Raw genomic sequence first — 24,119 nt, 5'->3', positions numbered from 1 at the left:
GTGTGCCTGTGGTGTCCCGCTCCCGCAAGACCGGCCCGCCGTCCCTGCCCGAGGCCGAGCCCTCGCCCGCCGAGCGGTTCGCCGCCGCCCGCCGCCGGGCCGAGGTCGACCGCAGCGAGCTCGGCCAGTTCCGGGAGCTGCTGGGCTTCCCGCTCGACGAGTTCCAGGTCGAGGCGTGCCTGGCGCTCGAGCGCGGGAGCGGCGTGCTGGTGGCGGCCCCGACGGGTGCCGGCAAGACGGTCGTCGGGGAGTTCGCGGTGCACCTGGCGCTCGCGTCCGGCCGCAAGGCGTTCTACACGACCCCCATCAAGGCGCTGTCCAACCAGAAGTACGCCGACCTCGTGCGCCGCTACGGCGCGGACAAGGTCGGGCTGCTGACGGGCGACACGACCATCAACGGGGAGGCCCCGGTCGTCGTGATGACCACCGAGGTCCTGCGCAACATGCTCTACGCGGGCTCGCCGACGCTGCAGGGGCTCGGCTTCGTCGTGATGGACGAGGTGCACTACCTCGCGGACCGGTTCCGCGGACCCGTGTGGGAGGAGGTGATCATCCACCTGACCGACGACGTGCAGCTGGTCTCGCTGTCCGCCACCGTGTCCAACGCCGAGGAGTTCGGGGACTGGCTGGCCACCGTGCGCGGCGACACCACCGTGGTGGTGAGCGAGCACCGCCCGGTCCCGCTGGGTCAGCACGTCCTGGTACGCGGCGAGCTGCTCGACCTGTACGCGGGGCACGTGGATCCGACCGCGCCGGGCGTCGACCCCCCGATCAACCCGGACCTGACGCACCTGCTGCGGCGCAGCAACCGCGAGGAGCAGGGGCCGCCGCGCCGCGGCCCGCACGACCGGGGTCACCGCGGCCGACCCGGCGGCGGCAGGCCGGGCGGCGGGCGCCCGACGCCCCGGTTCGCGGTCGTCGACGCGCTCGACCGCGACGGGCTGCTGCCGGCGATCGTGTTCATCTTCTCCCGTGCCGGCTGCCAGGGCGCCGTGCAGCAGTGCCTGGCCGCCGGGGTCCGGCTCACCACACCCGCGGAGTCGTCGGAGATCCGGCGGGTCGTCGAGGAGCGGTGCGCCGCCGTGCCGCCCGAGGACCTCGACGTGCTGGGGTACTGGGAGTTCAGCGACGCGCTGTCCCGTGGGGTCGCCGCGCACCACGCGGGGATGCTGCCGCTGTTCAAGGAGACCGTCGAGGACCTCTTCTCCCGCGGCCTGGTCAAGGTGGTGTTCGCCACCGAGACGCTCGCCCTCGGGATCAACATGCCCGCGCGCTCGGTCGTCATGGAGAAGCTGGTCAAGTGGGACGGCTCGAACCACGTCGACGTGACGCCCGGGGAGTACACGCAGCTCACCGGGCGGGCGGGGCGCCGGGGCATTGACACCGAGGGCCACGCGGTGGTCGTCGCCCACCCGGGCCTCGACCCGGTGCAGCTGGCCGGCCTCGCGTCCAAGCGCCTGTACCCGCTGCGGTCGAGCTTCCGCCCCACGTACAACATGGCCGTCAACCTGGTCGCGCAGGTGGGCCGGGACCGCGCGCGCGAGGTGCTCGAGACGTCGTTCGCGCAGTTCCAGGCCGACCGGGGCGTGGTGGGCCTCGCCAGGCAGGCACAGGGGCACGCGGAGGCCCTGGAGGGCTACGCCCGCGCGATGGTGTGCCACCAGGGCGACTTCGCCGAGTACGCGGCCCTGCGCCGGGAGATCGCGGCCCGGGAGAAGGACCTCACCCGCGCCGAGGCATCGGCCCGCCGGGCCGAGGTCGCGCGCACGCTCGAGGGGCTGCGCGTCGGCGACGTGCTCGAGATCCCCGTCGGTCGGCGCTCCGGCCACGCGGTCGTGATCGACCCGGGCGGCGAGCCGGGCTTCGACGGTCCGCGACCGACGGTCCTGACCGTCGACCGCCAGGTGCGCCGGCTCACGGTCGCCGACGTCGGGACGGGCGTGAGCACGGTCGGGTTCCTGCGCGTGCCCAAGGGCTTCACCGCCCGTGTCCCGTCGGCCCGGCGGGACCTGGCCGCAGCTCTGCGGTCGGCCGTCGGCGCCGACCGGGGACCCACCCGGCGCGACCGGCCCAAGGGCGGCCAGCGGGCCGCCGCCGACGACGCGGAGATCGCCGCCCTGCGCCGCCGGTTGCGTGCGCACCCCTGCCACGACTGCCCCGACCGCGAGGAGCACGCCCGCTGGGCGGAGCGGTGGGCGCGGCTGGCGGGGGAGCACGACGCGCTGGTCGCGCGGATCGCCGGGCGCACCGGCTCCATCGCTGCCGTCTTCGACCGCATCTGCGACGTCCTGCAGCGCCTGGGCTACCTGGAGCAGACCGACGACGCCGGCCGCAGCGCGCTCCAGGTCACCGACGACGGGCGCTGGCTGCGCCGGATCTACGCGGAGAACGACCTGCTCCTGGCCGAGTGCCTGCGGCGGGGCGTCTTCGACGAGCTCGACGTCCCCGGCCTGGCCGCCGCGGTCTCCACGCTCGTCTACCGCTCGCGCCGGGACGACCAGGGCGAGCCGCGCATCCCGGGCGGGCCGAACAGCCGCCTCGGGGTGGCCCTCGACGCGACGGTGCGGGCCTGGTCGGAGCTGGACGACCTCGAGACGGCGCACAAGGTCGAGACGATCCAGCCGCTCGACGCGGGCCTGGTCGAGGCCGTGCACCGGTGGGCCGCCGGACGCAGCCTGGACGTCGTGCTCAAGGGCAGCGAGCTGTCCGCCGGCGACTTCGTGCGCTGGTGCAAGCAGGTCATCGACGTCCTCGACCAGGTGTCCCAGGCGGCTCCGCACCAGCGTGTCCGGGACACCGCACGGCAGGCCGTCGAGGCGTTGCGGCACGGGGTCGTGGCCTACTCGTCGGTCTAGCGCGGTGACTCGGCCCGGTGTGGCGGCCTGACCTGCCCTATCGTGTGCCGATGTGAGCTCGACCCTCTATCGCCACGGCGCCGTCCACACCTCCGCCGACCCGTTCGCCGAGGCACTGCTCGTCGAGGACGGCACGGTGGTCTGGCTCGGGGCGGATGACACGGCCGACGGGATGGTCTCCCGGGCGGACGAGGTGATCGACCTCGACGGCGCCCTGGTGGCTCCTGGCTTCGTCGACGCGCACGTCCACGTGCTCGAGACCGGGCTCGCCCTCGAGAGCGTCGACCTGACGCCCGAGGGCGGCGTGCACTCGCTCGCCGACGCCCTCGACGCGGTGCACCGCGCAGCCCGCGACGTGCCGGACGGCTCCCCGGTCCTCGGCTTCGGCTGGGACGAGCTGCGCTGGCCCGAGGGTCGACCGCCGACGCGCGAGGAGCTCGACGCCGCAGCCGGCGGCGCGCCCGTCTACCTGGCGCGCGTCGACGTGCACTCGGCCGTCGTCTCGAGCGCCCTGTCCCGCGACGCCGGGCTCGACCGGCTGCCGGGCTGGAGCTTCGACGGCCGCGTCGAGCGCGACGCCCACCACGCCGCCCGCGAGGCCGCCCGCACGGTCTCCCCGGAGCGCCGGACCGCCCTGTACCGCCGTGCGCTCGAGCACGCCGCGGCGCGCGGGGTCGTCTCGGTGCACGAGCACAGCGCGCCCTCGATCGACACGCGCGCCGGCCTGGTCGAGCTGCTCGAGCTCACCGCCGACCCGCGCGACGGGCTGCCGCACCTCGCCGCCTACCGTGGCGAGCAGTGCGTGACGGTCGACGACGCGCGGGAGATCCTCGCGGCGATCCCCGGGCTCACGGGGATCGGCGGCGACCTCAACGTCGACGGCTCGCTCGGCTCCCACACCGCCGCTGTCCGGGCTCCCTACGCCGACGCCCCGGGCGACGACGGCGCGCTCTACCTGACCGCCGAGCAGATCTGCAACCACCTCACGGCGGTGACGCGCGCCGGGGTGCAGGGCGGCTTCCACGTCATCGGCGACCGCGCCATGGACGAGCTGCTGCTGGGGCTCCGGGCGGCGGTCGACGTCGAGGGTCCCGACGCCATCGCGCGGATGGGCCACCGCCTCGAGCACGCCGAGATGGTCGACGCACCGACGCTCGCCGCCCTCGTGCTGCTGGGCGTCCGGCTCAGCGTCCAGCCCGCGTTCGACGCGGCATGGGGAGGGGCCGACGGCATGTACGCCACCCGCCTCGGGGCAGGCCGTGCCGCGGCCCTGAACCCGTTCGCGGACCTCGCAGCCGCCGGCGTGCCGCTGGCCTTCGGGTCAGACTCGCCCGTGACCCCCGTGGACCCGTGGGCCGGCGTCCGGGCGGCGGTGCAGCACCACGCGAGCGACCAGCGGATCTCGGCGCGGGCGGCCTTCCGCGCCTCGACGCGCGGCGGCTGGCGGGTCGCGGGACTCGACCACACCGGCGCCGGCGAGCTGCGGGTGGGCTCCCCGGCGCACCTGGCCGTCTGGCGCGCCGAGCGGCTGACGGTCCAGTCGGCCGAGGGCAGCTTCTCGTCGTGGAGCACCGACGCGAGGGCCGGCATCCCGCTGCTGCCGGACATGTCGGCGGACGCGCAGCCGCCCACCTGCCTGCGCACGGTCCGCGGCGGAGTCGTCCTGCACGACACGTTCTAGTTCTGGACGCTCGTCCGAGTGGGTGAATTCCGCGAGCTCCGCGGAGTGCTCGTGAGCGACCGGAACCGCCCGCTTCCACCTGTTCCCACGACACGCGCGACGACACGCCGAGCCGAACGGTACAGACAGGACCGATGGTGCGCGGGTGACCTGCAGGGACGGCTCCGACCTGCATCGACGCGACCTTGACAGGCCTGTGGATCTCGGTAGGTTCCTCAGGAGATCCACCGCTGAGACATGCCCACCGATGACGTCGGGCCTGTCGGATGCGGTCGGGGTAGGGCTCCGACCGGGCCCGCGTGTTCAGTAGACAACGGTCCGTGCGCCTGCACGCCGACCGGTACGAAGGACACGCGGGCCGGTCGGTCGGACCTCAGCCGGCTGACGTACCCTCCTGGGGTGCCCGCCCGTGAACCCGCCCGCTGGTGGACTCTCGTCCTCGCCGTCGCGGGCGGCGTGCTCACCCGCCTCGCGTTCCCCGCACCCGGCTGGTGGGGTGCCGCCTTCGTCGGCGTCGCGCTCCTGTTCCTCGCCTTCCGCCGTGACAGCGCGCGCTGGAACGCACTGGTCGGGCTGGTCTGGGGGCTGTCGTTCGTCGCCCCCCTGATCACGTGGGCCGACGAGGCCGTGGGCCAGGTGCCCTGGATCGCGCTGAGCACCCTGGAGGCGCTCATGTTCGCGCTGCTCGGCGCGGCGTGGGCCTGGGCCCGTCGCGGCAACGCCGTGTGGCGCAGCGCCGGCCTGCAGGTGGTCGTGTTCACGATCCTGTTCGTCGCGACGGAGGAGCTGGCCGCCGCGTGGCCCTTCGGCGGCTTCCCGTGGGGGCGGCTCGCGTTCTCCCAGGCCGACTCCCCGCTGGCGCCCCTGGCGTCCCTCGGCGGCACCCCGCTCCTGACCGGGGCGGTCGTGGCGGTCGGTGTCCTGCTGGCCGTCGTGCTGCTCTCCGCGCGCCGCCTGTACGTCGGCCGGCTGGTCGTCGCGACCCTCGTCGCCGCGGCGATCCTGGTGCTCGGCCTGGTGATCCCGCTGGACACGCAGGCGCAGACGGGCACCCTGCGCATCGGCGCGGTCCAGGGCAACGTCCCCGGCACCGGCCTGGACGCCTTCGGGCAGCGCCAGGCCGTGCTGAACAACCACGTCAAGGGCACGGTCAAGCTGCTCGACCAGGTGGAGCCGGGTGAGCTCGACATCGTCCTGTGGCCGGAGAACGGGACCGACATCGACCCGCAGGCGGACCAGGTCGCGGCCGCCCTCATCGACGGCGCGGCGCGCCTGGTCGACGCGCCCATGCTCGTCGGCACCGTGCAGTACCCGCCCAGCGGTGGCCGGTACAACACCGCGGTGCTGTGGGAGCCGGGCGTCGGGGTCACCGCCACGTACACCAAGCAGCACCCGGCGCCGTTCGCGGAGTACATCCCGATGCGCTCGTTCGTCCGGCACTTCTCGTCGGCCGTGGACCTGGTGACCCGGGACATGATCGCCGGCACCCAGCCCGGCTACATCCCGCTCGAGTCGGAACGCCTCGGGCGGACCGTCGGCATCGGCGACGTCATCTGCTTCGAGGTGGCCTACGACGACATCGTGCGCGAGGCGGTGCGGTCCGGGGGAGAGGTGCTGGTGGTCCAGACGAACAACGCGTCGTTCGGCGTGTCCGACGAGTCGACCCAGCAGCTCGCCATGTCCCGGATCCGGGCGATCGAGCACGGCCGCGCGACCGTGCAGATCTCCACGGTCGGGGTCAGCGCCGTCATCGAGCCCGACGGCGTGGTCAGCCAGCAGACGGACCTCTTCACCGCCGCGCAGATGGTGGCTAACCTTCCTCTGCGCGACACGCTGACGCCCGCGACGCGGCTGGGTTCGTGGCCCGCATGGATCATCGACGCCCTCGCGGTGTGCGCGGTGCTCGCCGGTGCGGCCGGGGCTCACCGTGTCCGTCGCTCCGACCGGAACGAGACAGCATGACCTCCCCGCAGCGTGTGCTGGTCGTCGTCCCCACGTACGACGAGCGCGAGAACCTGCCGGGCGCCCTCGAGCGCCTGCGGACGCACGTCCCCGACGCCGACGTCCTGGTGGTCGACGACGGCTCGCCCGACGGCACCGGGGAGCTCGCGGAGAAGATCGCCGAGCGGGAGACCGCCCAGGACGGGTCCCGCCGCATCCACGTCCTGCACCGGGCCGGCAAGCTCGGCCTGGGCACCGCCTACGTCGCCGGCTTCGGCTGGGCGCTGGAACGCGGGTACGACGTTGTCGTCGAGATGGACGCGGACGGCTCGCACCGGGCGCAGGACCTGCCCCGCCTGCTCGACGCCATCACCGACGCCGACCTGGTGCTCGGCTCGCGGTGGGTGCCCGGGGGCACGGTGCTCAACTGGCCGATGAGCCGGCACGTGCTCTCGCGCGGGGCGAACACGTACACGCGCCTGATCCTCGGCATCCCGCTGCGCGACGCTACGGGTGGCTTCCGCGCCTACCGGGCCGGCCTGCTCAGCGAGCTGGGCCTGGGCGACGTCGCGTCGCAGGGGTACTGCTTCCAGGTCGACATGGCGTGGCGCGCCGTGAGGTCGGGCGCCCGGGTCGTCGAGGTGCCCATCACGTTCGTCGAGCGCGAGCTGGGCCACTCGAAGATGAGCCGGGGCATCGTGATCGAGGCCCTGGTCAGCGTGACCCGGTGGGGGATTGCAGAACGCTCCCGCCGTGTGGCGGGAGCGTTCCGTCGTTCGAAGGGCTGAGAGCCCGTCAGGCGCTGCGGCGCAGCTTGCCCGAGCGGAGCAGGTCCAGGCGCTCGTCCAGCAGCTCCTGGAGCTCGCCGACCGTGCGGCGCTCGAGCAGCATGTCCCAGTGGGTGCGCGGCGGCTTGCCGGCCTTCACCTCGGGCTTGGACGCGTCACGCAGGAGCGCCTCCTCGCCGCACCGGCACTCCCACACCACCGGGACGTCGGCCTCGACCGAGAACGGCAGGATGATGGTGTGCCCGTTGGGGCAGTCGTAGTGAGCCTGGAGCCGGGGGGCGAACTCAACGCCGTCCTCGGTCTCCATGCTGTGGGACCCGATGCGCATGCCGCGCAGGGACCGGTTTGCCATCTTGGGGAACCTCCGTGCCGTTGTACGGCCGTCGAGAGTGAGAACTTCCACCGATGTCAACGGTGGTCGCCCCTCCAGTGTTCCAGGTCGACGTGAAGGTCTGGTGAACACCGGTGGTGCACAGCGGAGAGGCTTAGGGTTGCCCGGGTGAGCATCCCCGCGCCGCAGGCGCCCGCGACCACCTCTCCAGCCTCCCGCACCTCAGCCGAGATGTCCTTCCGACAGCTCGGTGACAGCGGACTCGTCGTGTCCGTGGCGGGCCTCGGGTGCAACACGTTCGGTGCCACGCTGCATCCCGACGGCGTTCCCGCCCTGGTGGCGGCGGCGCTGGACGCGGGCATCACCTTCATCGACACCGCCGACGTGTACGGCGGAGTCCCCGGGCAGAGCGAGGAGCTGCTGGGCGCGGCCCTGGGCTCGCTCCGCGACGAGGTCGTCGTCGCCACCAAGTTCGGCATGGACACCGGCGGGCTCAACGGGCCCGACTGGGGCGTCCGCGGCTCTCGGCGGTATGTGCGCCGGGCGGTCGAGAGCTCCCTAGCCCGGCTGGGCACCGACCACATCGACCTGCTCCAGATGCACGCGCCGGACCCGGTGACCCCGATCGAGGAGACCCTCGCGGCGCTCCACGAGCTGGTGTCCGAGGGCAAGGTCCGGTACATCGGCTCGTCGAACTTCGCGGCGTGGCAGGTGGTCGACGCGGACTGGGCCGCCCGGAGCGCCGGCGCGACACCCTTCGTGTCCGCGCAGAACCGGTACAACCTCCTGGACCGAGGGGCCGAGGCGGAGCTCGTCCCGGCGCTGGAGCAGACCGGGGTCGGCCTCATCCCGTTCGTGCCGCTGGCCTCCGGGCTGCTCACGGGCAAGTACCGGCGCGACGAGCAGGCGCCCGAGGGCAGCCGGCTGACCCGCATGCCCGAGCGGCTGGCGCGGGCGAACTTCGACCGGATCGACGCCCTGGCCGCGCTGGCCGGCGAGTGGGGGATCGACCTGCCGACCCTCGCGCTGGGCGGACTCGCGGCCCAGCCGGCCGTGGCGACCGTCATCGCCGGCGCGCGCACGCCCGAGCAGCTCCGCGCCAACGTCGCGTCGATCGCCTGGGAGCCCACCCTGGAGCAGCTGGCCGCGATCGACGAGGCGGCGCCCGGTCCGACCGCCTGAGCTCACCACTCGAGGACCCGGGCGCGGTTCGCGCCGAGGGCGACGACGGCCCACACGCGGACCCCGTGGTCGTCGGCCGCCTCCCGCAGCGCGGGCACCCACGAGGCCTCGAACGCCCCACGGTCCCCGCCTGCCGCGCGGACGCAGACGACGACCACGGAGCCACCGGGGGCGTCGGCCGCGATGACCGAGGCCAGGACGGACATGAGCTGACGGGCGACCGCGCGGTCGGCCCGCAGCGGGACGTCGGTGATGGGCAGCACCAGCGGGAGCGTGCGGTCGGACCCGTCCAGCAGCAGGAACCAGAGCGCGGGAGGGCCGGCCCGCTCGGGACCGACCAGGTCGAGCGCGACGGCCAGCGCGTCGCCGGCCGATCCGAGCCGGGCACCGGGCGGGTCGGGGAGGTCGTCGTCCGGCCCGTCGTCGTCGACGAGCCAGGGCTCGTCGCCCCACGAGTCGTGCTCGTCGTCGTCCCAGTCGTCCTCGAACCAGCCGTGGTCCACGTTCTCCGCCATGCGGCCAGAGTGGGCCGTATGCGGCCCGTGGGACGGCCGGGGCGGCCTTCTGTGGACGCGTGGAGTGCCCGGCCGGGCTGGGGGCGGCTCAGGCCAGGTGCGACGAGATGGCCTCGACCACCAGGGCGTGATCGTCGGCCTGGGGGAGGCCCGAGACGGTCACGACGCCCACCACGCCGACGTCACGCACGCGGACCGGGAACGCTCCGCCGTGCGCCGCGAACTGCTGCAGGGGCAGGTCGTGCTGCACCGTGAACGTGGTGCCGGCCGCCTTCGCGCGCAGCCCGACCAGGAACGAGGACGCGCCGAACCTCTCGACCACCCGCACCTTGCGCTCGACCCAGCTGTCGTTGTCCGGAGTGGTGCCCGGGCGCGCCGCGTGGAACAGCTGCTGGGTGCCGCGGCGGATGTCGACCGTCACGGGCAGGTCCCGCTCCTGGGCGAGCTCGACCAGCAGGCAGCCGAGGCGCCACGCGTCGTCGTTGCTGAAGCTGGTGAAGACGAGGTCGTGCTCCTGCTGCTCGACCTGGGCGATCGTGCCGACGATGTCATCGAGGGTGCTCATGGCGTCATCGTGGCACGGGCCCCTGAGCTCAGGGGAGGGACGCCGAAGTTGCCGTCGAACACGTGCTCGGGGTCGTACACGGCCTTGAGCCGCCCGATGCGGTCCAACGTCCGCGGCGGGAAGACCTCGGTGAGTCGGTCGGGGGACTGGTTCGTCTCGAAACTCAGGTAGACGCCCCGCAGGTGGGGGGCGAGGCGGTCCCACCAGGCGTCGATCCGGGCGCGACGGCTGGGCCGGGCGGACGCGAAGAGCGAGAAGTTCTGGGTCCGGTGGGCGTAGGCCGTGGCGTCCGGGTCGACGTCGTTGACCGCGCCGCCCACCGCGCGCAGCTGGATCATGTCGGCGTCGCCGTCGGTCACCAGCTCGCCGAGCAGCGCGGCGAGCTCGGGCGTGACGTGCTCGACCAGCCCGCCGCGGGCCGCCGAGTCCGCGCCGCCGGTGTGCTCGCCGTGGTGGGCGGTGACGACCGCGGCATACGGGAGCAGCTGCGCCTGCTGCTGGAGCACGGGCGCCAGGTCGAGGAACCGCTCTAGCTGCACGATGGCGGCCTCGGTGTCGTCGTCCGCCCACACGATGATGGCGTAGCCGACGGCCGGGTTGCTCCCGCGGGGCGGCACCAGGGTCAGGAAGCTGGTGAGCTTGCGCGGGGCGTTCTCGACCAGCGCCGCCCAGGCCTGCACGAACGGCGCGGTGTCTGTCGCGTCGTAGACGATCGTCGCGTGCACGACGTTCTGCACCTCGGCCGCCTCGATCTCGACCGCGGTGAGGATGCCGAAGTTGGCACCGGCGCCGCGCACGGCCCACAGCAGGTCCGGCTCGTGCTCGGCGTCCGTCCGCACGATCCGTCCGTCGGCCAGCACCAGCTCCGCGGCGACCACGTGGTCGAGGGTCAGGCCGTAGGAGCGGCTCAGGAAGCCCTGGCCACCCGCGGTGACCAGCCCGCCCACGCCGACGTCGCCGCTGTCGCCTGAGCTGATCGCGAGCCCGTGCGGGGCCAGGGCGGCCGCGACGTCGCCCCAGCGGGCCCCTGCACCCACCCGCACGATCCGGCGCGCGCGGTCGAGCACCTCGACCGCGTCGAGCGCGCCGACGTCGATGACGACGCCGCCGTCGTTGGTCGACCGGCTGCTGATCCCGTGCCCGCCGCTGCGCACGGCGAGCGGCACGTCCTGGGCGCGCGCGAAGGCCAGGGCGTCGCGGACGCCCTCGGGGTCCCGCGGGCGCAGCACCAGGCCGGGGGAGCCGGAGTAGATGTACGACGACCGCACGCGCCCGTACTCGCGGTCGCCGGGCTCGACGGCGGTGGCGGCGAGGGACGCGGGCACGGCGTCGTAGTCGATGCCGGGTCGGCGCTTGGCCAGCGAGATCGCCGGTCGCACCGATCCCGCGACCGTGCCCGAGGCGCCACGGGCCGCCGCGACGGCCTCGCGCAGGGCAGGCGCGACCTCCGCGCCGAACCTCGCGATCACCGACGGGTCGTCGCCGGCCAGGATGAAGGTCGAGATGCCGTCCTCGAGGACCAGGGGCAGGAGGTCGTCGACCCACCGCTCGGGCGGTCCTTGCAGGAAGCCCGACCCCTCGAAGGAGCCGCCGCCGAGGTTGAGGAGCCGACGGATCTCGCGGGGATCGCGTCCCGCCTCCTGCGCCGCGTCGTCGATGCGCGCGTTCCCGGCGGCGAGGTCGCCCGGCTGCAGGTAGCCCAGGCTCGGCAGCCAGCCGTCCGCCTTGCGGCCGACCAGGCCGAGCATCCGCGGCTTGTACGCGCCGAGCCAGATCGGGACGTCGTGCGCCGGGGCCGGGCCGCGCTTGGCGCCGGCGACGTGGTGATACGTCCCGTCGACCCGCAGGGGCCGGCGCTCGTCGGCGTCCCAGATGCCGCGGATGATGTCGATCGCCTCGTCGAGGGCGTCCACGCCCTGCCCCGGGGTCAGCCTCGGCGAGCCCATCGCGACGATCGCGTCCCAGAACGCCCCAGAGCCCAGGCCCAGCGCGAACCGGCCGCCCGAGAGCAGGTCGAGGCTCGCGACGGCGCGGGCCAGGACCGCGGGCGGCCGCAGCGGGAGGTTGAGCACGTTGCCGGCGACGTGGACCCGTTCCGTGGACGCGGCGACCCAGGACAGCAGCGTCCAGGTGTCGAGGAAGGCCGGCTGGTACGGGTGGTCCTGGAACGTCACCAGGTCGAGGCCGGCGCGCTCGGTCGCCTGCGCGAGTGCGACGACCTGCTGCGGCTGCTTCGCCGAGGGGGTGAGGAACGTCCCGAGGACGAGGTCGTGGCCGTAGTCGGACATCCCGGGGTTCCTCCATGCAGATGATTGAGACTTCAACTATAACGCCGCCCGTGAGCGTGTCCGCACGACGTGGCACGATCGTGGAGATGATCGACGATCCCGCATTCGAGCAGCACCTGCGCGACCTCGCGCGGCTGCGCCGGGTCCGCGACCGCATCGACCGGGAGTACGCGCGGCCACTGAACGTCGAGGCTCTCGCGCGCGGCGCGCACATGTCGGCCGGCCACCTGAGCCGGGAGTTCCGGCTCGCGTTTGGGGAGTCGCCGTACGCGTACCTGATGACGCGCCGCATCGAACGGGCGATGGCGCTGCTGCGGCGGGGGGACCTGAGCGTCACCGAGGTCTGCTTCGCGGTCGGCTGCTCGTCGCTCGGCACCTTCAGCACGCGCTTCACCGAGCTCGTCGGCATCCCGCCCAGCATCTACCGGGCGCGGACCGCTCCCGCGGGCCCCGAGCTGCCGGCGTGCATCGCCAGGCAGGTCACCAGACCGATCAGGAATCGAGAAGCACGGGCCGCAGAGCCCCAACTAGCGTGACTGCCATGGACATCAGCATCCACCACACGTTCCTCCCGCAGACCGACCCGGACGCGGCGCTGGCCTTCTACCGCGACGCGCTCGGCTTCGAGGTCCGCAACGACGTCGGGTACGAGGGGATGCGCTGGATCACGGTCGGTCCGGTCAACCAGCCGGGAACGTCCATCGTGCTGCACCCGCCGGCCGCCGAGCCGGGCATCACCGACGACGAGCGCCGGACCATCCTCGAGCTGATCGCCAAGGGCAGCTACGGCGCGATCACCCTGGCGACGGACGACCTCGACGGCGTCTTCGACCGCCTGCAGGCCAGCGACGTCGAGGTGGTGCAGGAGCCGACCGACCAGCCGTACGGCGTCCGCGACTGCGCCTTCCGCGACCCCTCGGGCAATCTGGTCCGCATCAACGCGGTGGGCTGAGCCGCCACGCCCACGACGGGGCGTCCCACCCCTGCCACCTGGTTGGATCGAACCAGACGACGCCCTCACGACCTCGTGCGCAGGCCCACCCGACAGACGGAGACACGATGAGCACGGACACCCGGACGGACGCGGCCGCGCAGACGCGGCACCCCGCCGACCGCCACGACCTGATCCGGGTCCAGGGCGCGCGCGTCAACAACCTCAAGGACGTGAGCGTCGAGCTGCCGAAGCGCCGGCTCACGGTGTTCACGGGCGTGTCCGGGTCGGGCAAGAGCTCGCTGGTGTTCGGCACGATCGCGGCGGACTCCCAGCGGATGATCAACGAGACCTACAGCGCATTCGTGCAGGGCTTCATGCCGACGCTCGCGCGACCCGACGTCGACGTCCTCGACGGCCTGACCACGGCGATCATCGTCGACCAGGAGCGGATGGGCGCCAACATCCGCTCGACCGTCGGCACCGCCACCGACGCGAACGCGATGCTGCGCATCCTGTTCAGCCGGCTCGGTCAGCCGCACGTCGGCTCGCCCCAGGCGTTCTCGTTCAACGTCGCGTCGATCTCGGGGGCCGGGGCGGTGACCATCGAGCGCGGCGGCACCACCACGAAGGAGCGGCGGAGCTTCACCATCACGGGCGGCATGTGCGCGCGGTGCGAGGGCACGGGCAAGGTCAGCGACATCGACCTGACGCAGCTCTACGACGACTCCAAGTCGCTCAACGAGGGTGCGCTGACGATCCCGGGCTACAGCATGGAGGGCTGGTACGGCCGGATCTTCGCCGGGTCCGGCTTCTTCGACCCGGACAAGCCGATCCGGGAGTTCACCGAGCGTGAGCTGCACGACCTCGTCTACAAGGAGCCGACCAAGATCAAGGTCGAGGGCATCAACCTCACCTACGAGGGTCTGGTCCCGAAGATCCAGAAGTCGTTCCTGTCCAAGGACGTCGAGGCGATGCAGCCGCACATCCGGGCGTTCGTGGAGCGCACCGTGGTGTTCGGCGCCTGCCCGGACTGCGGGGGCACCCGCCTCAACGAGGGGGCGCGGTCGTCCCGCATCGGCAAGGTCAACATCGCCGACGCCTGCGCGATGCAGATCAGCGACCTGGCCGAGTGGGTCCGCGGGCTCGACGAGCCGTCGGTGGCGCCGCTGCTCGTCTCCCTGCAGGAGACCCTCGACTCGTTCGTGAGCATCGGCCTCGGGTACCTCTCGCTGGAGCGGCCGTCGGGCACGCTGTCCGGCGGCGAGGCGCAGCGGATCAAGATGATCCGCCACCTCGGCTCGTCGCTGACCGATGTCACGTACGTCTTCGACGAGCCCACCGTGGGGCTGCACCCGCACGACATCCAGCGGATGAACGACCTGCTGCTGCGGCTGCGCGACAAGGGCAACACCGTGCTGGTGGTCGAGCACAAGCCCGAGACCATCGTGATCGCCGACCACGTCGTCGACCTCGGTCCCGGCGCCGGCACGGCCGGCGGGACGATCTGCTTCGAGGGCAGCGTCGAGGAGCTGCGGACCAGCGGCACCCTCACGGGCCGCCACTTCGACGACCGGGCGACGCTCAAGGACGCGGTCCGCACGCCCACCGGCACGCTGGAGATCCGCGGCGCCACCTCGAACAACCTGCAGGACGTCGACGTCGACATCCCGCTCGGGATGCTCGTCGTCGTCACGGGCGTCGCCGGCTCGGGCAAGAGCTCGCTGGTGCATGGCTCGATCCCGTCCGGCGCGGGTGTCGTGTCCATCGACCAGGGCGGCATCAAGGGGTCCCGCCGGAGCAACCCGGCGACCTACACCGGCCTGCTCGAGCCGATCCGCAAGGCGTTCGCCAAGGCCAACGGGGTCAAGCCGGCGCTGTTCAGCGCCAACTCCGAGGGCGCCTGCCCGACCTGCAACGGGGCGGGCGTCATCTACACCGACCTGGCGATGATGGCCGGCGTGGCCACCACGTGCGAGGAGTGCGAGGGAAAGCGTTTCCAGGCGTCGGTCCTGGAGTACAAGCTGGGCGGTCGCGACATCAGCGAGGTCCTGGCGATGTCCGTGGTCGAGGCCGAGGAGTTCTTCGGCGCGGGGGAGGCCCGCACGCCGGCCGCGCACGCCATCCTCGACCGGCTCGCAGACGTCGGCCTGGGCTACGTGAGCCTCGGCCAGCCGTTGCCGACGCTGTCCGGCGGCGAGCGCCAGCGGCTCAAGCTCGCGACGCACATGGGGGAGAAGGGCGGCACCTACGTCCTCGACGAGCCCACCAGCGGACTGCACCTCGCCGACGTCGAGCGCCTGCTCGCCCTGCTCGACCGTCTGGTCGACTCGGGCAAGTCCGTGATCGTCGTCGAGCACCACCAGGCGGTCATGGCCCACGCGGACTGGATCGTCGACCTCGGACCCGGCGCCGGCCACGACGGCGGCAGCATCGTCTTCGAGGGCACGCCCGCCGACCTCGTCGCCACCCGCTCCACGCTCACCGGTCAGCACCTCGCCGCGTACGTCGGCGCCTGACCACCCCACCTGGGCCGTCGGCGCACCACCCACCACCTGAGAGGAACCCGTCATGGCGGAGACGAAGAAGGGCACGACGACCGAGGGATTCTCGGCCGAGGAGCGCGCCGCGATGAAGGAGCGCGCCAAGGAGACGCGGGGCAAGAAGTCCGGTGACGGCGAGGCCGACCTGCTGGAGAAGATCGCCGAGATGGGCGATGCCGACCGCGCGATGGCCGAGCGGATCCACGCCGTGATCACCGAGGCTGCTCCGGACCTCGAGCCCAAAACCTGGTACGGGCAGCCGGCCTATGCCAAGGACGGCAAGGTCGTCGTCTTCTTCCAGGCGGCCTCGAAGTTCAAGACGCGGTACGCGACCCTGGGCTTCAACGACGCGGCCAAGATCGACGACGGGACCATGTGGCCGACCGCGTTCGCCCTGACCTCGCTCACGGCCGCCGACGAGAAGAGGATCGCTGCGCTGGTCACGAAGGCGGTGAGCTGACCGCCTCGGGCTCGACGGCCGCCGGGAAGCGGAGGCCGAGCTCGGTGCGGAGCTCGACGTAGCGCGCGAGGAACGCGCGCTCGTCGAGACGCTTCCGCCGGATCCAGCCGGTGACCTCGTCGTTGCACTTGCTCGTGTTGCACGACCGGCACGCCGGGACGACGTTCTCCAGCGTGTAGCGGCCCCCGCGGGAGATCGGCAGGACGCAGTCGCGCTGCATGGGCCCGTCGGTGGCGCCGCAGTACGCGCACCCGGCCCAGGCCTCCTGCAGCGCGGCCCACTGCGCCGGGGTCAGGTCGTGCTCCACGCCGTCCATGCGGCGCTTGCGGCGCCGCGCCGCGCGGGCCCTGCGACTCCCACCGACAGCCATGCCGGGAGCGTACGGTCGACCGGCCGCAGGTCGGAGCAGGCGCTCCGGCCGCACCACGCAGAGACGGACGACACAGTCAGGGGGGACGATGAACCCGATCGCACTGGAGACAGGCGCACACCTCGATGCGCTCGAGCCGTCGCACGCGGCCGAGTTCGCCGCCCACATGGAGCGCGCTCGCGAGCACATCCGTCCGTGGGTCGGGCCGTCGTTCCTCAGCGACGACGTCGCCGGCGCGCACGCCACGCTGACCCGGTACGCAGGGCAGCTCGCGCTCGACGGGCCGCGCATCTACGGCATCTGGGTGGACGGCACCCTGGTGGGCGGGGTGATGTTCGTGGCGTTCTCCGCAGCCGCCGGCGTCTGCGAGGTGGGCTGCTGGTCGGAGCCCGCGGGGGAGGGGCACGGGCACATCACCGCGGCCGTCAGGCACCTGCTGCGCTACGCGTTCGAGGTGCGAGCGCTCCACCGGGTGGAGTGGCGCTGCCGCAGCGACAACCTCCGCAGCATCGCGGTCGCCCGACGGCTCGGCATGGTGCACGAGGGTGTGCTGCGAGAGGCCTGGCTCGTGGACGGCACGTTCCACGACAAGTCCGTCTGGTCGCTGCTGAGCCAGGAGTTCGACGTCCAGAACCGTCCCCGGCGCCGCTAGGTGACGACGTTCTCGCCAGGACAGGCGAGGCATCCCGCGATTATGTCAGCATGGCTCGCCGGCCGCAGATCGTCGACGAGTCTCGCGGGGAGGCTGCCACCGTGGACGAGCTCCGCACGCGCCGCCTGGCCCGACACGTCCCTGGCGTGGTTGTCGCTGGTCCAGCTCGCGTGTCGCAGACAAGGCGTCCGTGGACGGACTCCTGACACGGGCGTGGCGTGGTTGTCGCAGACAGGTCGTCGCGACGGAGTCGAGAGCATCCGCGGGCTGTCAGCCATCGTGGAGCACGTCTCGCCGCATGCATGTGTGGTGCAGTCCCGTGTGGCTGATTGTGGGCATGTGCGCTACGCCGATAATGCACATTATGACATTCCACCTGTGACGGACCGAGATCGAGCGAGGTGCGTGGGCTGGCTCCACTCCCCGGTGCCCCGGGAACGGCTACCCAAGGACGCGGTAGTCGAGCAGCAGGTGGCTCGTCGGTGAGACCACGCTGCGGATCGGCTGCAGGCGGATCGGCGGCAACCCGTCCAGCAGTCGACGCCCGGTGCCGACGATCGTCGGGGCGATCACGAGCCTGAGCTCGTCGACCAGTCCGGCCGCCAGCAGCGACTGGGCGACCAAGATGCTCCCGTGGACGCCGATGTCACCCCCGGGTCGATCCTTCAGGTCGCGAACGAACTCCACGAGGCCGCCCTCGATCGCCCGCGCGCCGGCCCAGTTGCCGTCGAGCGGTGACGAGGTCGCCACGTACTTCGCGACCGCGTTGATGAACGACGCGAACGGCTCGATGTCGCTGGCGGGCCAGAACCCGACCCAGTCGTCGTAGGTGCGACGCCCCAGGATGACCGCGTCCTGCGTGGCGATCACGTCGCCGATGGTGGCGTCCACGGCGTCGTCCCAGTCGGTGAGGAAGCCGGCGGGATCCTCGGCGACACCGTCGAGGGACACCAGCTCGTACACGACGACCCGTCTCGAGCTCACGCTCCGATCATCGCAGCCGACGGGCTCCCCGCCACGTAGCCTGCGGGCGTGCGCTACATCATCATCGGGACAGGTGCGGTCGGCGGAGTGATCGGCGGGCTGCTCGCGGCGGCCGGACGTGACGTCGTGCTCGTCGCTCGCAACCGGCAGCTCGAGGTCCTGCGATCCGGCGGTCTCGAGGTGGCCACCGTCGACGGCGTCAGCCACGTGCACCCGCCGACTGCCGCGGGTCCGCAGGACGTGGAGCTGCGTCCGGGCGACGTCCTCGTGGTCGCCGTGAAGAGCCAGGACACGGCCGCCGTCCTCGAGGCGTGGGCGGACCGTCCGGTCGCAGGTGGCGGCACGGCGTCGAGCGCGCTCCCCCTGGTCTGCGCGCAGAACGGCGTCGACAACGAGCGGGCCGCGCTGCGCAGGTTCGCGCACGTCGTGGGCATGTGCGTCTGGCTGCCGGCGACGTTCCTCGAGCCCGGTCGGGTCTCGGCGGGGAGCACACCGGTCCCGGGAGTCCTCACGCTGGGTCCCGTCCCGACGGGTGGACCGGCGCCGACGGCGATCGCCGCGGACCTCGTCGCCGCCGGGTTCCGTGCGCCCGTCGTCGAGGACGTGATGGCGTGGAAGTACTACAAGCTGCTCACCAACCTGGCCAACGCCGTCGAGGCGCTGTGCGGGACGGGCTGGGACGAGGCTGCCCGTGAGCTCGGCGCGCGGGCGACCGCAGAGGGCCGTGCGGTCCTGGCCGCGGCCGGGGTGCACGTGATCCCCGACGACGAGCACGACGCAGGCCGGGCCGAGTTCCAGATGGGACGGCTCCCCGGCGAGGACGGCGGCGGCTCGTCGTGGCAGTCGCTGGTCCGCGGCACCGGCTCCATCGAGACCGACTTCCTCAACGGCGAGATCGTGCTGCTCGGCCGCCTGCACGGCGTGCCGACGCCGGTGAACGCGCTGCTCCAGGCGCTCTCGCGGCAGGCGGCAGCGGCGGGCACGCCTCCCGGCTCGGTGGCGGCCGCCGACCTGCTCGCCCTGGTCGCTCAGCGCAGCGTCAGGACGTAGCGCTCCTCGGTCTGCGACGGGTCCCGTGGCAGGACCTGCCGCTCCCCCGTCCGCGTGAACCCGGCGCGCACGTACAGGTCACCCGCGGCGTGGTTCCCGTCGAGCAGCCACAACGACACCGTCCGCGCGTCCTCGGCGGCGGCGGCCGTGCGCACCGCGTCGAGCAGCGCCCACCCGACGCCGTGCCTCCGCGCCTCGGAGGCCACCCACAGCGACACGACGTGCCTGTCGTCCACCGGTGAGCCCGGCTCCTGCATCATCGTGACGATCCCCCGGCCGACGCCGCCGTCGTCGACGGCGATCCAGGTGGTCGAGGTACGCAGGCGCATCCTCCAGTGCGACTCGACGAACCGCTCCTCGCGCGCCAGCGAGGCGCCGAAGACGTCCGGGTCCTCCCGCAGCGCGCGCAGGCGCACGTCCTGGACGAGGCGCCAGTCGTTCTCCCCCACCTGTTGGACAATCACCTGCACAGGATGCCCCACGACCGGCGCAGACGGCCTCAGGGCTCGTCGCGCGCCGTGAGATCGGCTGGGGTTCCGCCGTGCCCGTCGGGGTCCGGCACGGCGCGGGCCGCGTCGGCGATCTCCTCCTCGGGACGCGGCGGCACGGTCTCGTCGTACTCGAGCTCGGGCACCTCGTGCCCCACGGACTCCGTCACGGCGGTCTCCTTCCGACTCGTTCACGCTACGGGGCGGCACGGGTGCCGCGACAGCAGGGACGCTCAGATGTCGATGCCCTCGCCCGGGTCGAGCGAGATCGCGTCGCCGGCCCCGCCCAGGCGTCCGAGCAGGTTGTTCGCCATCCCCTGCCCGATCGCGCTGAGCAGCGCGTCGTGGATGACGACGATCTGGCCCGGGTTCACGGCGCGCACGAAGTCGACGACCTCGCCCAGCTTCAGCCACGGCGCGCCCACCGGGGTGCACAGCACGTCGACGTGGGCGCCGGCGGTGTCCACGTAGGAGTCGCCCGGGTGGAGGATCCCGGCCACCAGGTAGCCGACGTTGTGCACGCGCGGCACGTCCTGGTGGATCAGCGCGTGCCACTCCCCCAGCACGTCGACGTCGAAGCCGCCGGCCGTGAAAGCGTTTCCCGCACTGACGGCGTGCACCTTCTCCGAGGGGGCGCCCGCGGCGACCAGGATGTCGACGACGGCCTGCGGCGCCCACACCTCCACACCGCCCTGGATCGCCTCGACGACCGGCTCGGTGGCCACGTGGTCGGGGTGCTCGTGCGTGACGAGGACGGCGGAGACGCCATCGAGCGCGAGCGGCACGTCGGAGAAGACCCCGGGGTCGATGACCAGGCGGTCCTCGCCGCGGTCGAGGCGGATGCAGGCGTGTCCCCAACGGGTCAGTCGGATGCTCATCGGGCCAGTCTGTCCTGACCAGGGCGTCCGTGCCCCCGGAACCCGTGCGCGCACCCGTACCGATCTGCGCGGCGTTTCGTCGGCGGGGCGCGGCACGGATACGGTTGCGCCGTGCTGGTGCTCGGGGTGTGCAGTCTCAAGGGTGGCGTGGGCAAGACGTCGATCACCCTCGGTCTCGCGTCGGCGGCTCTCGAGCGGGGCCTGCGCACGCTGGTCATCGACCTCGACCCACAGGGCGACAGCACGATGGCGCTCGGCGCCCGGCCCCTGACCGGCGACGTCGCGTCCGTGCTGGACGAGCCGGGCGAGGCGACGATGGCCGCCGCGACCGTTCTCTCCTCGTGGGCCGACGAGGGCCTCGACGTGCTCGCGGGCTCTGAGCGGTCGGCCGCGCACGACCGGCTCGAGGGCGACGACATCGACCGACTCCGGTACGCGCTCTCCTGGGTGCACGGCTACGACCTGGTCCTGGTCGACTGCCCGCCGTCCCTGGGCGGCCTGACCCGCACGGGCCTCGCCGCCTGCGACCGTGCGCTCGTCGTGACCGAGCCCGGGCTGTTCGCCGTCATGGCGGTCGGTCGCGCCATGCGCACGATCGACGAGCTGCGCCGCGGCCCGGCCCCAGCGCTCCAGCCGCTCGGCATCGTCGTCAACCGCGTCCGCGCCCGCTCCATCGAGCAGGCGTTCCGGCTGGAGGAGCTCCAGACGCTGTACGGACCGCTGGTGCTCACCCCGCCCGTCCCCGAGCGTGCCGCGCTGCAGCAGGCGCAGGGGGCGGCGCAGCCCGTGCACGCGTGGCCAGGAGCGGCCGCGAACGAGCTGGCCCGGACGTTCGACGCCCTCCTGGAGCGAGCGCTGCGGGCACCCCGGCACTGAGACGACGAGAGCGGCCACCCCGACTGGGGCCGCCGCTCTCGGTACGTTCGTGTGGTCAGCCGGCCGTGCGCGCCTGACGCCGCATCGCGAGCTCGTCGTGCGGCGACGGCTCGCCGACCAGCTCGTCGTCCTCGTCCGCACGCTCCGACGGAAGCTCGGCGAGCGTGCCCTCGACCTCGCGCCAGACCCGACCGACGGCGATGCCGAACACGCCCTGGCCACCCTGCACCAGGTCGATCACCTCGTCGGCGGACGTGCACTCGTAGACGCTGGCGCCGTCGGACATCAGCGTGATCTGCGCCAGGTCGTCGACACCGCGCTCACGCAGGTGGCTGACGGCGGTGCGGATCTGCTGCAGCGAGACGCCCGTGTCGAGCAGGCGCTTGACCACCTTGAGGACGAGGATGTCCCGGAAGCTGTACAGGCGCTGGGTGCCCGAGCCGGTGGCCGGTCGGATCGACGGCTCGACCAGGCCGGTGCGGGCCCAGTAGTCGAGCTGGCGGTACGTGATGCCGGCCGCGCGGCACGCGGTGGGACCGCGGTAACCGGTGGCGGTGTCGAGGTCGGGGAGGTCGTCGTCGAACAACATGCCCTGAGCGCGCTGCGGGACTGCCCCGCTGACGCTCTCGGCATTCTCGTTGCTGGTCACGAATCCTCCACTCGTCGCGAGCCGGTCGGCGGACGGCTCCCCCGGCTGCTTGTCAGAGTAGGCCCGTGACGCGACAGACGCCATGACGCCCGCCGGGCGTGTCGCGGCCGGCGAGTCTCACCTTCGACCTGAGGGAGAAGGTTGACCGCCCGCAGGCCGTCAACGGCCCTCCGCGCCGGGGTCGTCGTCCGGCTCCGCGCCGGTGCTGAAGTCCTCCGGCGTGACCAGGTCCAGGAACCGCCGGAACCGCTCGAGATCCTGCTCCGAGGTGGTGGTCCGGACCTCGACACCGGCCACGGCGACCACCTCGGCCGAGCACAGGACCTGGCAGCCGAACCGCAGCGCGAGGGCGATCGCGTCCGACGCCCGCGAGTCGACGCGCGGCCCGGTCCGGAGCACCAGCTCGGCGTGGAACACCCCGTCCTCCAGCCGCGTGATCTCGACCCGGGTCAGCCCGGAGCCCGTGGCGATCAGCACGTCCCGCAGCAGGTCGTGCGTCATCGGGCGCGGAGGGACGATGCCGGCCTGGGCGGACGCGATCGCGCTCGCCTCCGTCGGTCCGATGAGGATGGGGACGAGCAGCTCGGAGTCGGGGTCCAGGAGCAGCACGACGATCTCGTCGTCGGCCAGGTGCTGTCGCACCCCGACGATCTCGACCGGTACGAGCTCGGCGTCGTCCCCCATGGCGCCCACGCTACGACGCCGACGGCGATCCGGCTCCCCCCGCGGGCAGGCAGTGTGTGTCGGGATCGTTACGGTGCCAGGTCGGCGACGGCCGCCCGCACCAGAGCCGTGTGCATCTGGTTGCAGAGCTCGCCCACCTCGGCGGCGAGCGTGCCCGCCCGGGCCCGCGACGACGCGCTGCGCTGGCCGCGCCACGGGGCGACGACCTGCTCGACGAGGTCGGCCTGCCGGTCGGCCGCGGTGCGGAACTGCCGCAGGTGCCGGGCGTCGATGCCGTGCTCGGCCAGGGCCGCGGCCGCCACGACGATCTCGCGTGCCCACGGGTCGAACGACGTCGTGCCGTGCCCCCGCAGCACGCCCGCCGCGACGAGCTCCTCCACGAACGAGACCTCGACGCCGGACTCGCGCGCCAGCGACTCGACCGTCAGACGCGTCCCCGCCGCCTCGCGCACGCCGTCACGGGTGGCCAGCCGTGCGCGCGGTGCCGGCTCGTCCTCCTCACCGGCGTCCAGCGCCGCCAGGCGGTCGCCGATGACCTTGAGCGGCATGTACCGGTCCCGCTGCTGCCGCAGGACGAACCGCAGCCGCTCGATGTCCGCCGGGGAGTACTGCCGGTAGCCGGCCGCGGTCCGGACGGGCTCGACCAGCCCCTGCTCCTCGAGGAAGCGCAGCTTGCTGGTGGTCACCGCGGGGAACTCGATCTGCAACGACGCGAGGACGTCGGAGATGCGCATCGACGCCCGCCGCGAGATCCCGCGCGGCCACGGCTCGTGCTCGACCTCCGGGGCTGCCGGCGCGTCCGTGTCCGTGTCCGTCTGCACGCGTTGCGCTCGGGCACTCGTCACGTGCTGCTCCCTGTCGGGTGGAGCCCCAGGTTCCGGCCGGTCACGCGCCGGCCGCGTCGCGGTGCGGGCTCGGGTGGAACGTCATGCGGTACTTGCCGATCTGCACCTCGTCGCCGGCCCGGAGCACGGACTGGTCGATGCGGGTGCGGTTCACGTACGTGCCGTTGAGCGAGCCGATGTCACGGACGACGAAGGACTGCCCGTCGCGCACGAACTCGGCGTGCTTGCGCGAGACCGTCACGTCGTCCAGGAAGATGTCGGCCCCCGTCGAGCGGCCCGCGACCGTGCGCTCGGCGTCGAGCAGGAACCGGGCACCCGCGCTGGCGCCGCGCTGCATCACCAGGAGCGCCGAGGTGGGCGGGAGCGCGTGCACGGCTGCGACCTCGTCCGGCGTGAGGCCGACCGGCGCCGCGGCCTCGATCTCGACCGGCTCGATCGCTCCGAAGCTCACCGTCGTGTCGGGTCCGTAGGCGGGGGGTTCGACCTGCTGGTCCTCGTCGCTCATGCCACCTCCCGGGCCCGTTCCTCGCGTCGACCACCGGTGCACGTCGGGGTCAGCCACA

Annotated in this window: 25 protein-coding genes; 12 read left to right on the top strand and 13 right to left on the bottom strand. The window is 73.0% G+C overall.

Annotation, left to right across the window (positions count from 1 at the left end; genetic code table 11):
- Window positions 1-2: 2 nt before the first annotated feature.
- The 4 genes from AC1DWH_RS01575 (at window position 3) to AC1DWH_RS01560 (ending at window position 7,265) form a co-directional block, all read left to right on the top strand.
- A complete protein-coding gene (locus tag AC1DWH_RS01575) occupies window positions 3-2,855 on the top strand; it encodes a DEAD/DEAH box helicase (protein ID WP_477092189.1) in 2,853 nt (950 codons plus the stop codon).
- Window positions 2,856-2,907: 52 nt separating this feature from the next.
- Entirely contained in the window at window positions 2,908-4,536 is a 1,629-nt protein-coding gene (locus tag AC1DWH_RS01570; RefSeq protein ID WP_477092188.1) for an amidohydrolase, read from the top strand.
- Window positions 4,537-4,935: 399 nt separating this feature from the next.
- Window positions 4,936-6,498 (top strand): apolipoprotein N-acyltransferase, encoded by a 1,563-nt coding sequence (gene lnt / locus AC1DWH_RS01565; protein WP_456844078.1) that lies wholly within the window; start codon window positions 4,936-4,938, stop codon window positions 6,496-6,498.
- Window positions 6,495-7,265 (top strand): polyprenol monophosphomannose synthase, encoded by a 771-nt coding sequence (locus AC1DWH_RS01560; protein ID WP_477092187.1) that lies wholly within the window; start codon window positions 6,495-6,497, stop codon window positions 7,263-7,265. Before lnt ends, AC1DWH_RS01560 begins: the two co-directional genes overlap by 4 nt.
- Before the next feature lie 7 nt (window positions 7,266-7,272).
- Here AC1DWH_RS01560 and AC1DWH_RS01555 read toward each other — a convergent pair whose 3' ends face one another.
- A complete protein-coding gene (locus AC1DWH_RS01555; protein WP_055914529.1) occupies window positions 7,273-7,617 on the bottom strand; it encodes an RNA polymerase-binding protein RbpA in 345 nt (114 codons plus the stop codon).
- A 210-nt stretch (window positions 7,618-7,827) separates the two neighbouring features.
- On the opposite strand from AC1DWH_RS01555, the gene AC1DWH_RS01550 reads away from it, so the two are divergent.
- Window positions 7,828-8,778 (top strand): aldo/keto reductase, encoded by a 951-nt coding sequence (locus tag AC1DWH_RS01550; protein WP_477092722.1) that lies wholly within the window; start codon window positions 7,828-7,830, stop codon window positions 8,776-8,778.
- Window positions 8,779-8,780: 2 nt separating this feature from the next.
- Here AC1DWH_RS01550 and AC1DWH_RS01545 read toward each other — a convergent pair whose 3' ends face one another.
- From AC1DWH_RS01545 to AC1DWH_RS01535, 3 genes are all read right to left on the bottom strand, one after another.
- Window positions 8,781-9,293 (bottom strand): hypothetical protein, encoded by a 513-nt coding sequence (locus AC1DWH_RS01545; RefSeq protein WP_477092186.1) that lies wholly within the window; start codon window positions 9,291-9,293, stop codon window positions 8,781-8,783.
- Window positions 9,294-9,381: 88 nt separating this feature from the next.
- On the bottom strand, window positions 9,382-9,858 hold the full coding sequence (locus AC1DWH_RS01540; RefSeq protein ID WP_477092185.1) for a heme-degrading domain-containing protein: 477 nt from the start codon (window positions 9,856-9,858) through the stop codon (window positions 9,382-9,384).
- Window positions 9,855-12,146 (bottom strand): LLM class flavin-dependent oxidoreductase, encoded by a 2,292-nt coding sequence (locus AC1DWH_RS01535; RefSeq protein ID WP_477092184.1) that lies wholly within the window; start codon window positions 12,144-12,146, stop codon window positions 9,855-9,857. The genes AC1DWH_RS01540 and AC1DWH_RS01535 overlap by 4 nt, the downstream gene beginning before the upstream one ends.
- An 86-nt stretch (window positions 12,147-12,232) precedes the next feature.
- On the opposite strand from AC1DWH_RS01535, the gene AC1DWH_RS01530 reads away from it, so the two are divergent.
- The 4 genes from AC1DWH_RS01530 (at window position 12,233) to AC1DWH_RS01515 (ending at window position 16,080) form a co-directional block, all read left to right on the top strand.
- The gene (locus AC1DWH_RS01530) at window positions 12,233-12,682 is read left to right on the top strand and encodes a helix-turn-helix transcriptional regulator (RefSeq protein ID WP_477092183.1); all 450 of its coding nucleotides are present in this window, start codon (window positions 12,233-12,235) and stop codon (window positions 12,680-12,682) included.
- A gap of 5 nt (window positions 12,683-12,687) precedes the next feature.
- A complete protein-coding gene (locus tag AC1DWH_RS01525; protein WP_477092182.1) occupies window positions 12,688-13,098 on the top strand; it encodes a VOC family protein in 411 nt (136 codons plus the stop codon).
- Window positions 13,099-13,205: 107 nt separating this feature from the next.
- Window positions 13,206-15,596 (top strand): excinuclease ABC subunit UvrA, encoded by a 2,391-nt coding sequence (locus AC1DWH_RS01520; protein ID WP_477092181.1) that lies wholly within the window; start codon window positions 13,206-13,208, stop codon window positions 15,594-15,596.
- 52 nt (window positions 15,597-15,648) lie between these two features.
- Window positions 15,649-16,080 (top strand): iron chaperone, encoded by a 432-nt coding sequence (locus tag AC1DWH_RS01515; protein WP_477092180.1) that lies wholly within the window; start codon window positions 15,649-15,651, stop codon window positions 16,078-16,080.
- Here AC1DWH_RS01515 and AC1DWH_RS01510 read toward each other — a convergent pair.
- Window positions 16,061-16,450: an HNH endonuclease gene (locus tag AC1DWH_RS01510; RefSeq protein WP_477092179.1), complete on the bottom strand. Its 390-nt coding sequence runs from the start codon at window positions 16,448-16,450 to the stop codon at window positions 16,061-16,063. The genes AC1DWH_RS01515 and AC1DWH_RS01510 overlap by 20 nt on opposite strands.
- Window positions 16,451-16,538: 88 nt before the next feature.
- Between AC1DWH_RS01510 and AC1DWH_RS01505 the strand changes: the two genes are divergently transcribed.
- On the top strand, window positions 16,539-17,102 hold the full coding sequence (locus AC1DWH_RS01505; protein WP_477092178.1) for a GNAT family N-acetyltransferase: 564 nt from the start codon (window positions 16,539-16,541) through the stop codon (window positions 17,100-17,102).
- A gap of 441 nt (window positions 17,103-17,543) precedes the next feature.
- On the opposite strand, the gene AC1DWH_RS01500 is transcribed toward AC1DWH_RS01505, so the two are convergent.
- Window positions 17,544-18,086, bottom strand: a complete 543-nt coding sequence (locus AC1DWH_RS01500; RefSeq protein WP_477092177.1) for a dihydrofolate reductase family protein — start codon at window positions 18,084-18,086, stop codon at window positions 17,544-17,546.
- 48 nt (window positions 18,087-18,134) lie between these two features.
- Here AC1DWH_RS01500 and AC1DWH_RS01495 point away from each other — a divergent pair, with 48 nt between their 5' ends.
- The gene (locus tag AC1DWH_RS01495; RefSeq protein ID WP_477092176.1) at window positions 18,135-19,136 is read left to right on the top strand and encodes a ketopantoate reductase family protein; all 1,002 of its coding nucleotides are present in this window, start codon (window positions 18,135-18,137) and stop codon (window positions 19,134-19,136) included.
- Here the strand turns inward: AC1DWH_RS01495 and AC1DWH_RS01490 are convergent.
- From AC1DWH_RS01490 to AC1DWH_RS01480, 3 genes are all read right to left on the bottom strand, one after another.
- On the bottom strand, window positions 19,115-19,600 hold the full coding sequence (locus AC1DWH_RS01490; protein ID WP_477092175.1) for an N-acetyltransferase family protein: 486 nt from the start codon (window positions 19,598-19,600) through the stop codon (window positions 19,115-19,117). The two genes, AC1DWH_RS01495 and AC1DWH_RS01490, sit on opposite strands and share 22 nt — an antisense overlap.
- 35 nt (window positions 19,601-19,635) lie before the next feature.
- The gene (locus AC1DWH_RS01485) at window positions 19,636-19,794 is read right to left on the bottom strand and encodes a hypothetical protein (protein WP_456845029.1); all 159 of its coding nucleotides are present in this window, start codon (window positions 19,792-19,794) and stop codon (window positions 19,636-19,638) included.
- Between the two features lie 63 nt (window positions 19,795-19,857).
- On the bottom strand, window positions 19,858-20,502 hold the full coding sequence (locus tag AC1DWH_RS01480; RefSeq protein WP_477092174.1) for an MBL fold metallo-hydrolase: 645 nt from the start codon (window positions 20,500-20,502) through the stop codon (window positions 19,858-19,860).
- A gap of 111 nt (window positions 20,503-20,613) precedes the next feature.
- On the opposite strand from AC1DWH_RS01480, the gene AC1DWH_RS01475 reads away from it, so the two are divergent.
- Window positions 20,614-21,378: a ParA family protein gene (locus AC1DWH_RS01475; RefSeq protein WP_456845031.1), complete on the top strand. Its 765-nt coding sequence runs from the start codon at window positions 20,614-20,616 to the stop codon at window positions 21,376-21,378.
- A gap of 55 nt (window positions 21,379-21,433) precedes the next feature.
- Here AC1DWH_RS01475 and AC1DWH_RS01470 read toward each other — a convergent pair whose 3' ends face one another.
- The 4 genes from AC1DWH_RS01470 to AC1DWH_RS01455 all read right to left on the bottom strand — a co-directional run bounded on the left by AC1DWH_RS01470 (window position 21,434) and on the right by AC1DWH_RS01455 (window position 24,061).
- Window positions 21,434-21,967, bottom strand: coding sequence for a MerR family transcriptional regulator (locus tag AC1DWH_RS01470; protein WP_477092721.1), 534 nt, complete (start codon window positions 21,965-21,967; stop codon window positions 21,434-21,436).
- Window positions 21,968-22,186: 219 nt separating this feature from the next.
- A complete protein-coding gene (locus AC1DWH_RS01465) occupies window positions 22,187-22,711 on the bottom strand; it encodes a bifunctional nuclease family protein (protein ID WP_456845032.1) in 525 nt (174 codons plus the stop codon).
- Window positions 22,712-22,779: 68 nt separating this feature from the next.
- Window positions 22,780-23,556 carry a transcriptional regulator FtsR gene (gene ftsR, locus AC1DWH_RS01460; RefSeq protein ID WP_477092173.1) on the bottom strand — a complete coding sequence of 259 codons (777 nt, stop codon included), beginning with the start codon at window positions 23,554-23,556 and terminating at the stop codon, window positions 22,780-22,782.
- A 40-nt stretch (window positions 23,557-23,596) separates the two neighbouring features.
- Window positions 23,597-24,061 (bottom strand): FHA domain-containing protein, encoded by a 465-nt coding sequence (locus AC1DWH_RS01455; protein ID WP_477092172.1) that lies wholly within the window; start codon window positions 24,059-24,061, stop codon window positions 23,597-23,599.
- Window positions 24,062-24,119 lie beyond the last annotated feature (58 nt).

The sequence above is a fragment of the Cellulomonas sp. P2_F12 genome (assembly GCF_056403775.1).
The sequence above is the reverse complement of the archived record's forward strand: the minus strand, read 5'-3'. Positions and strand labels throughout refer to the sequence as shown.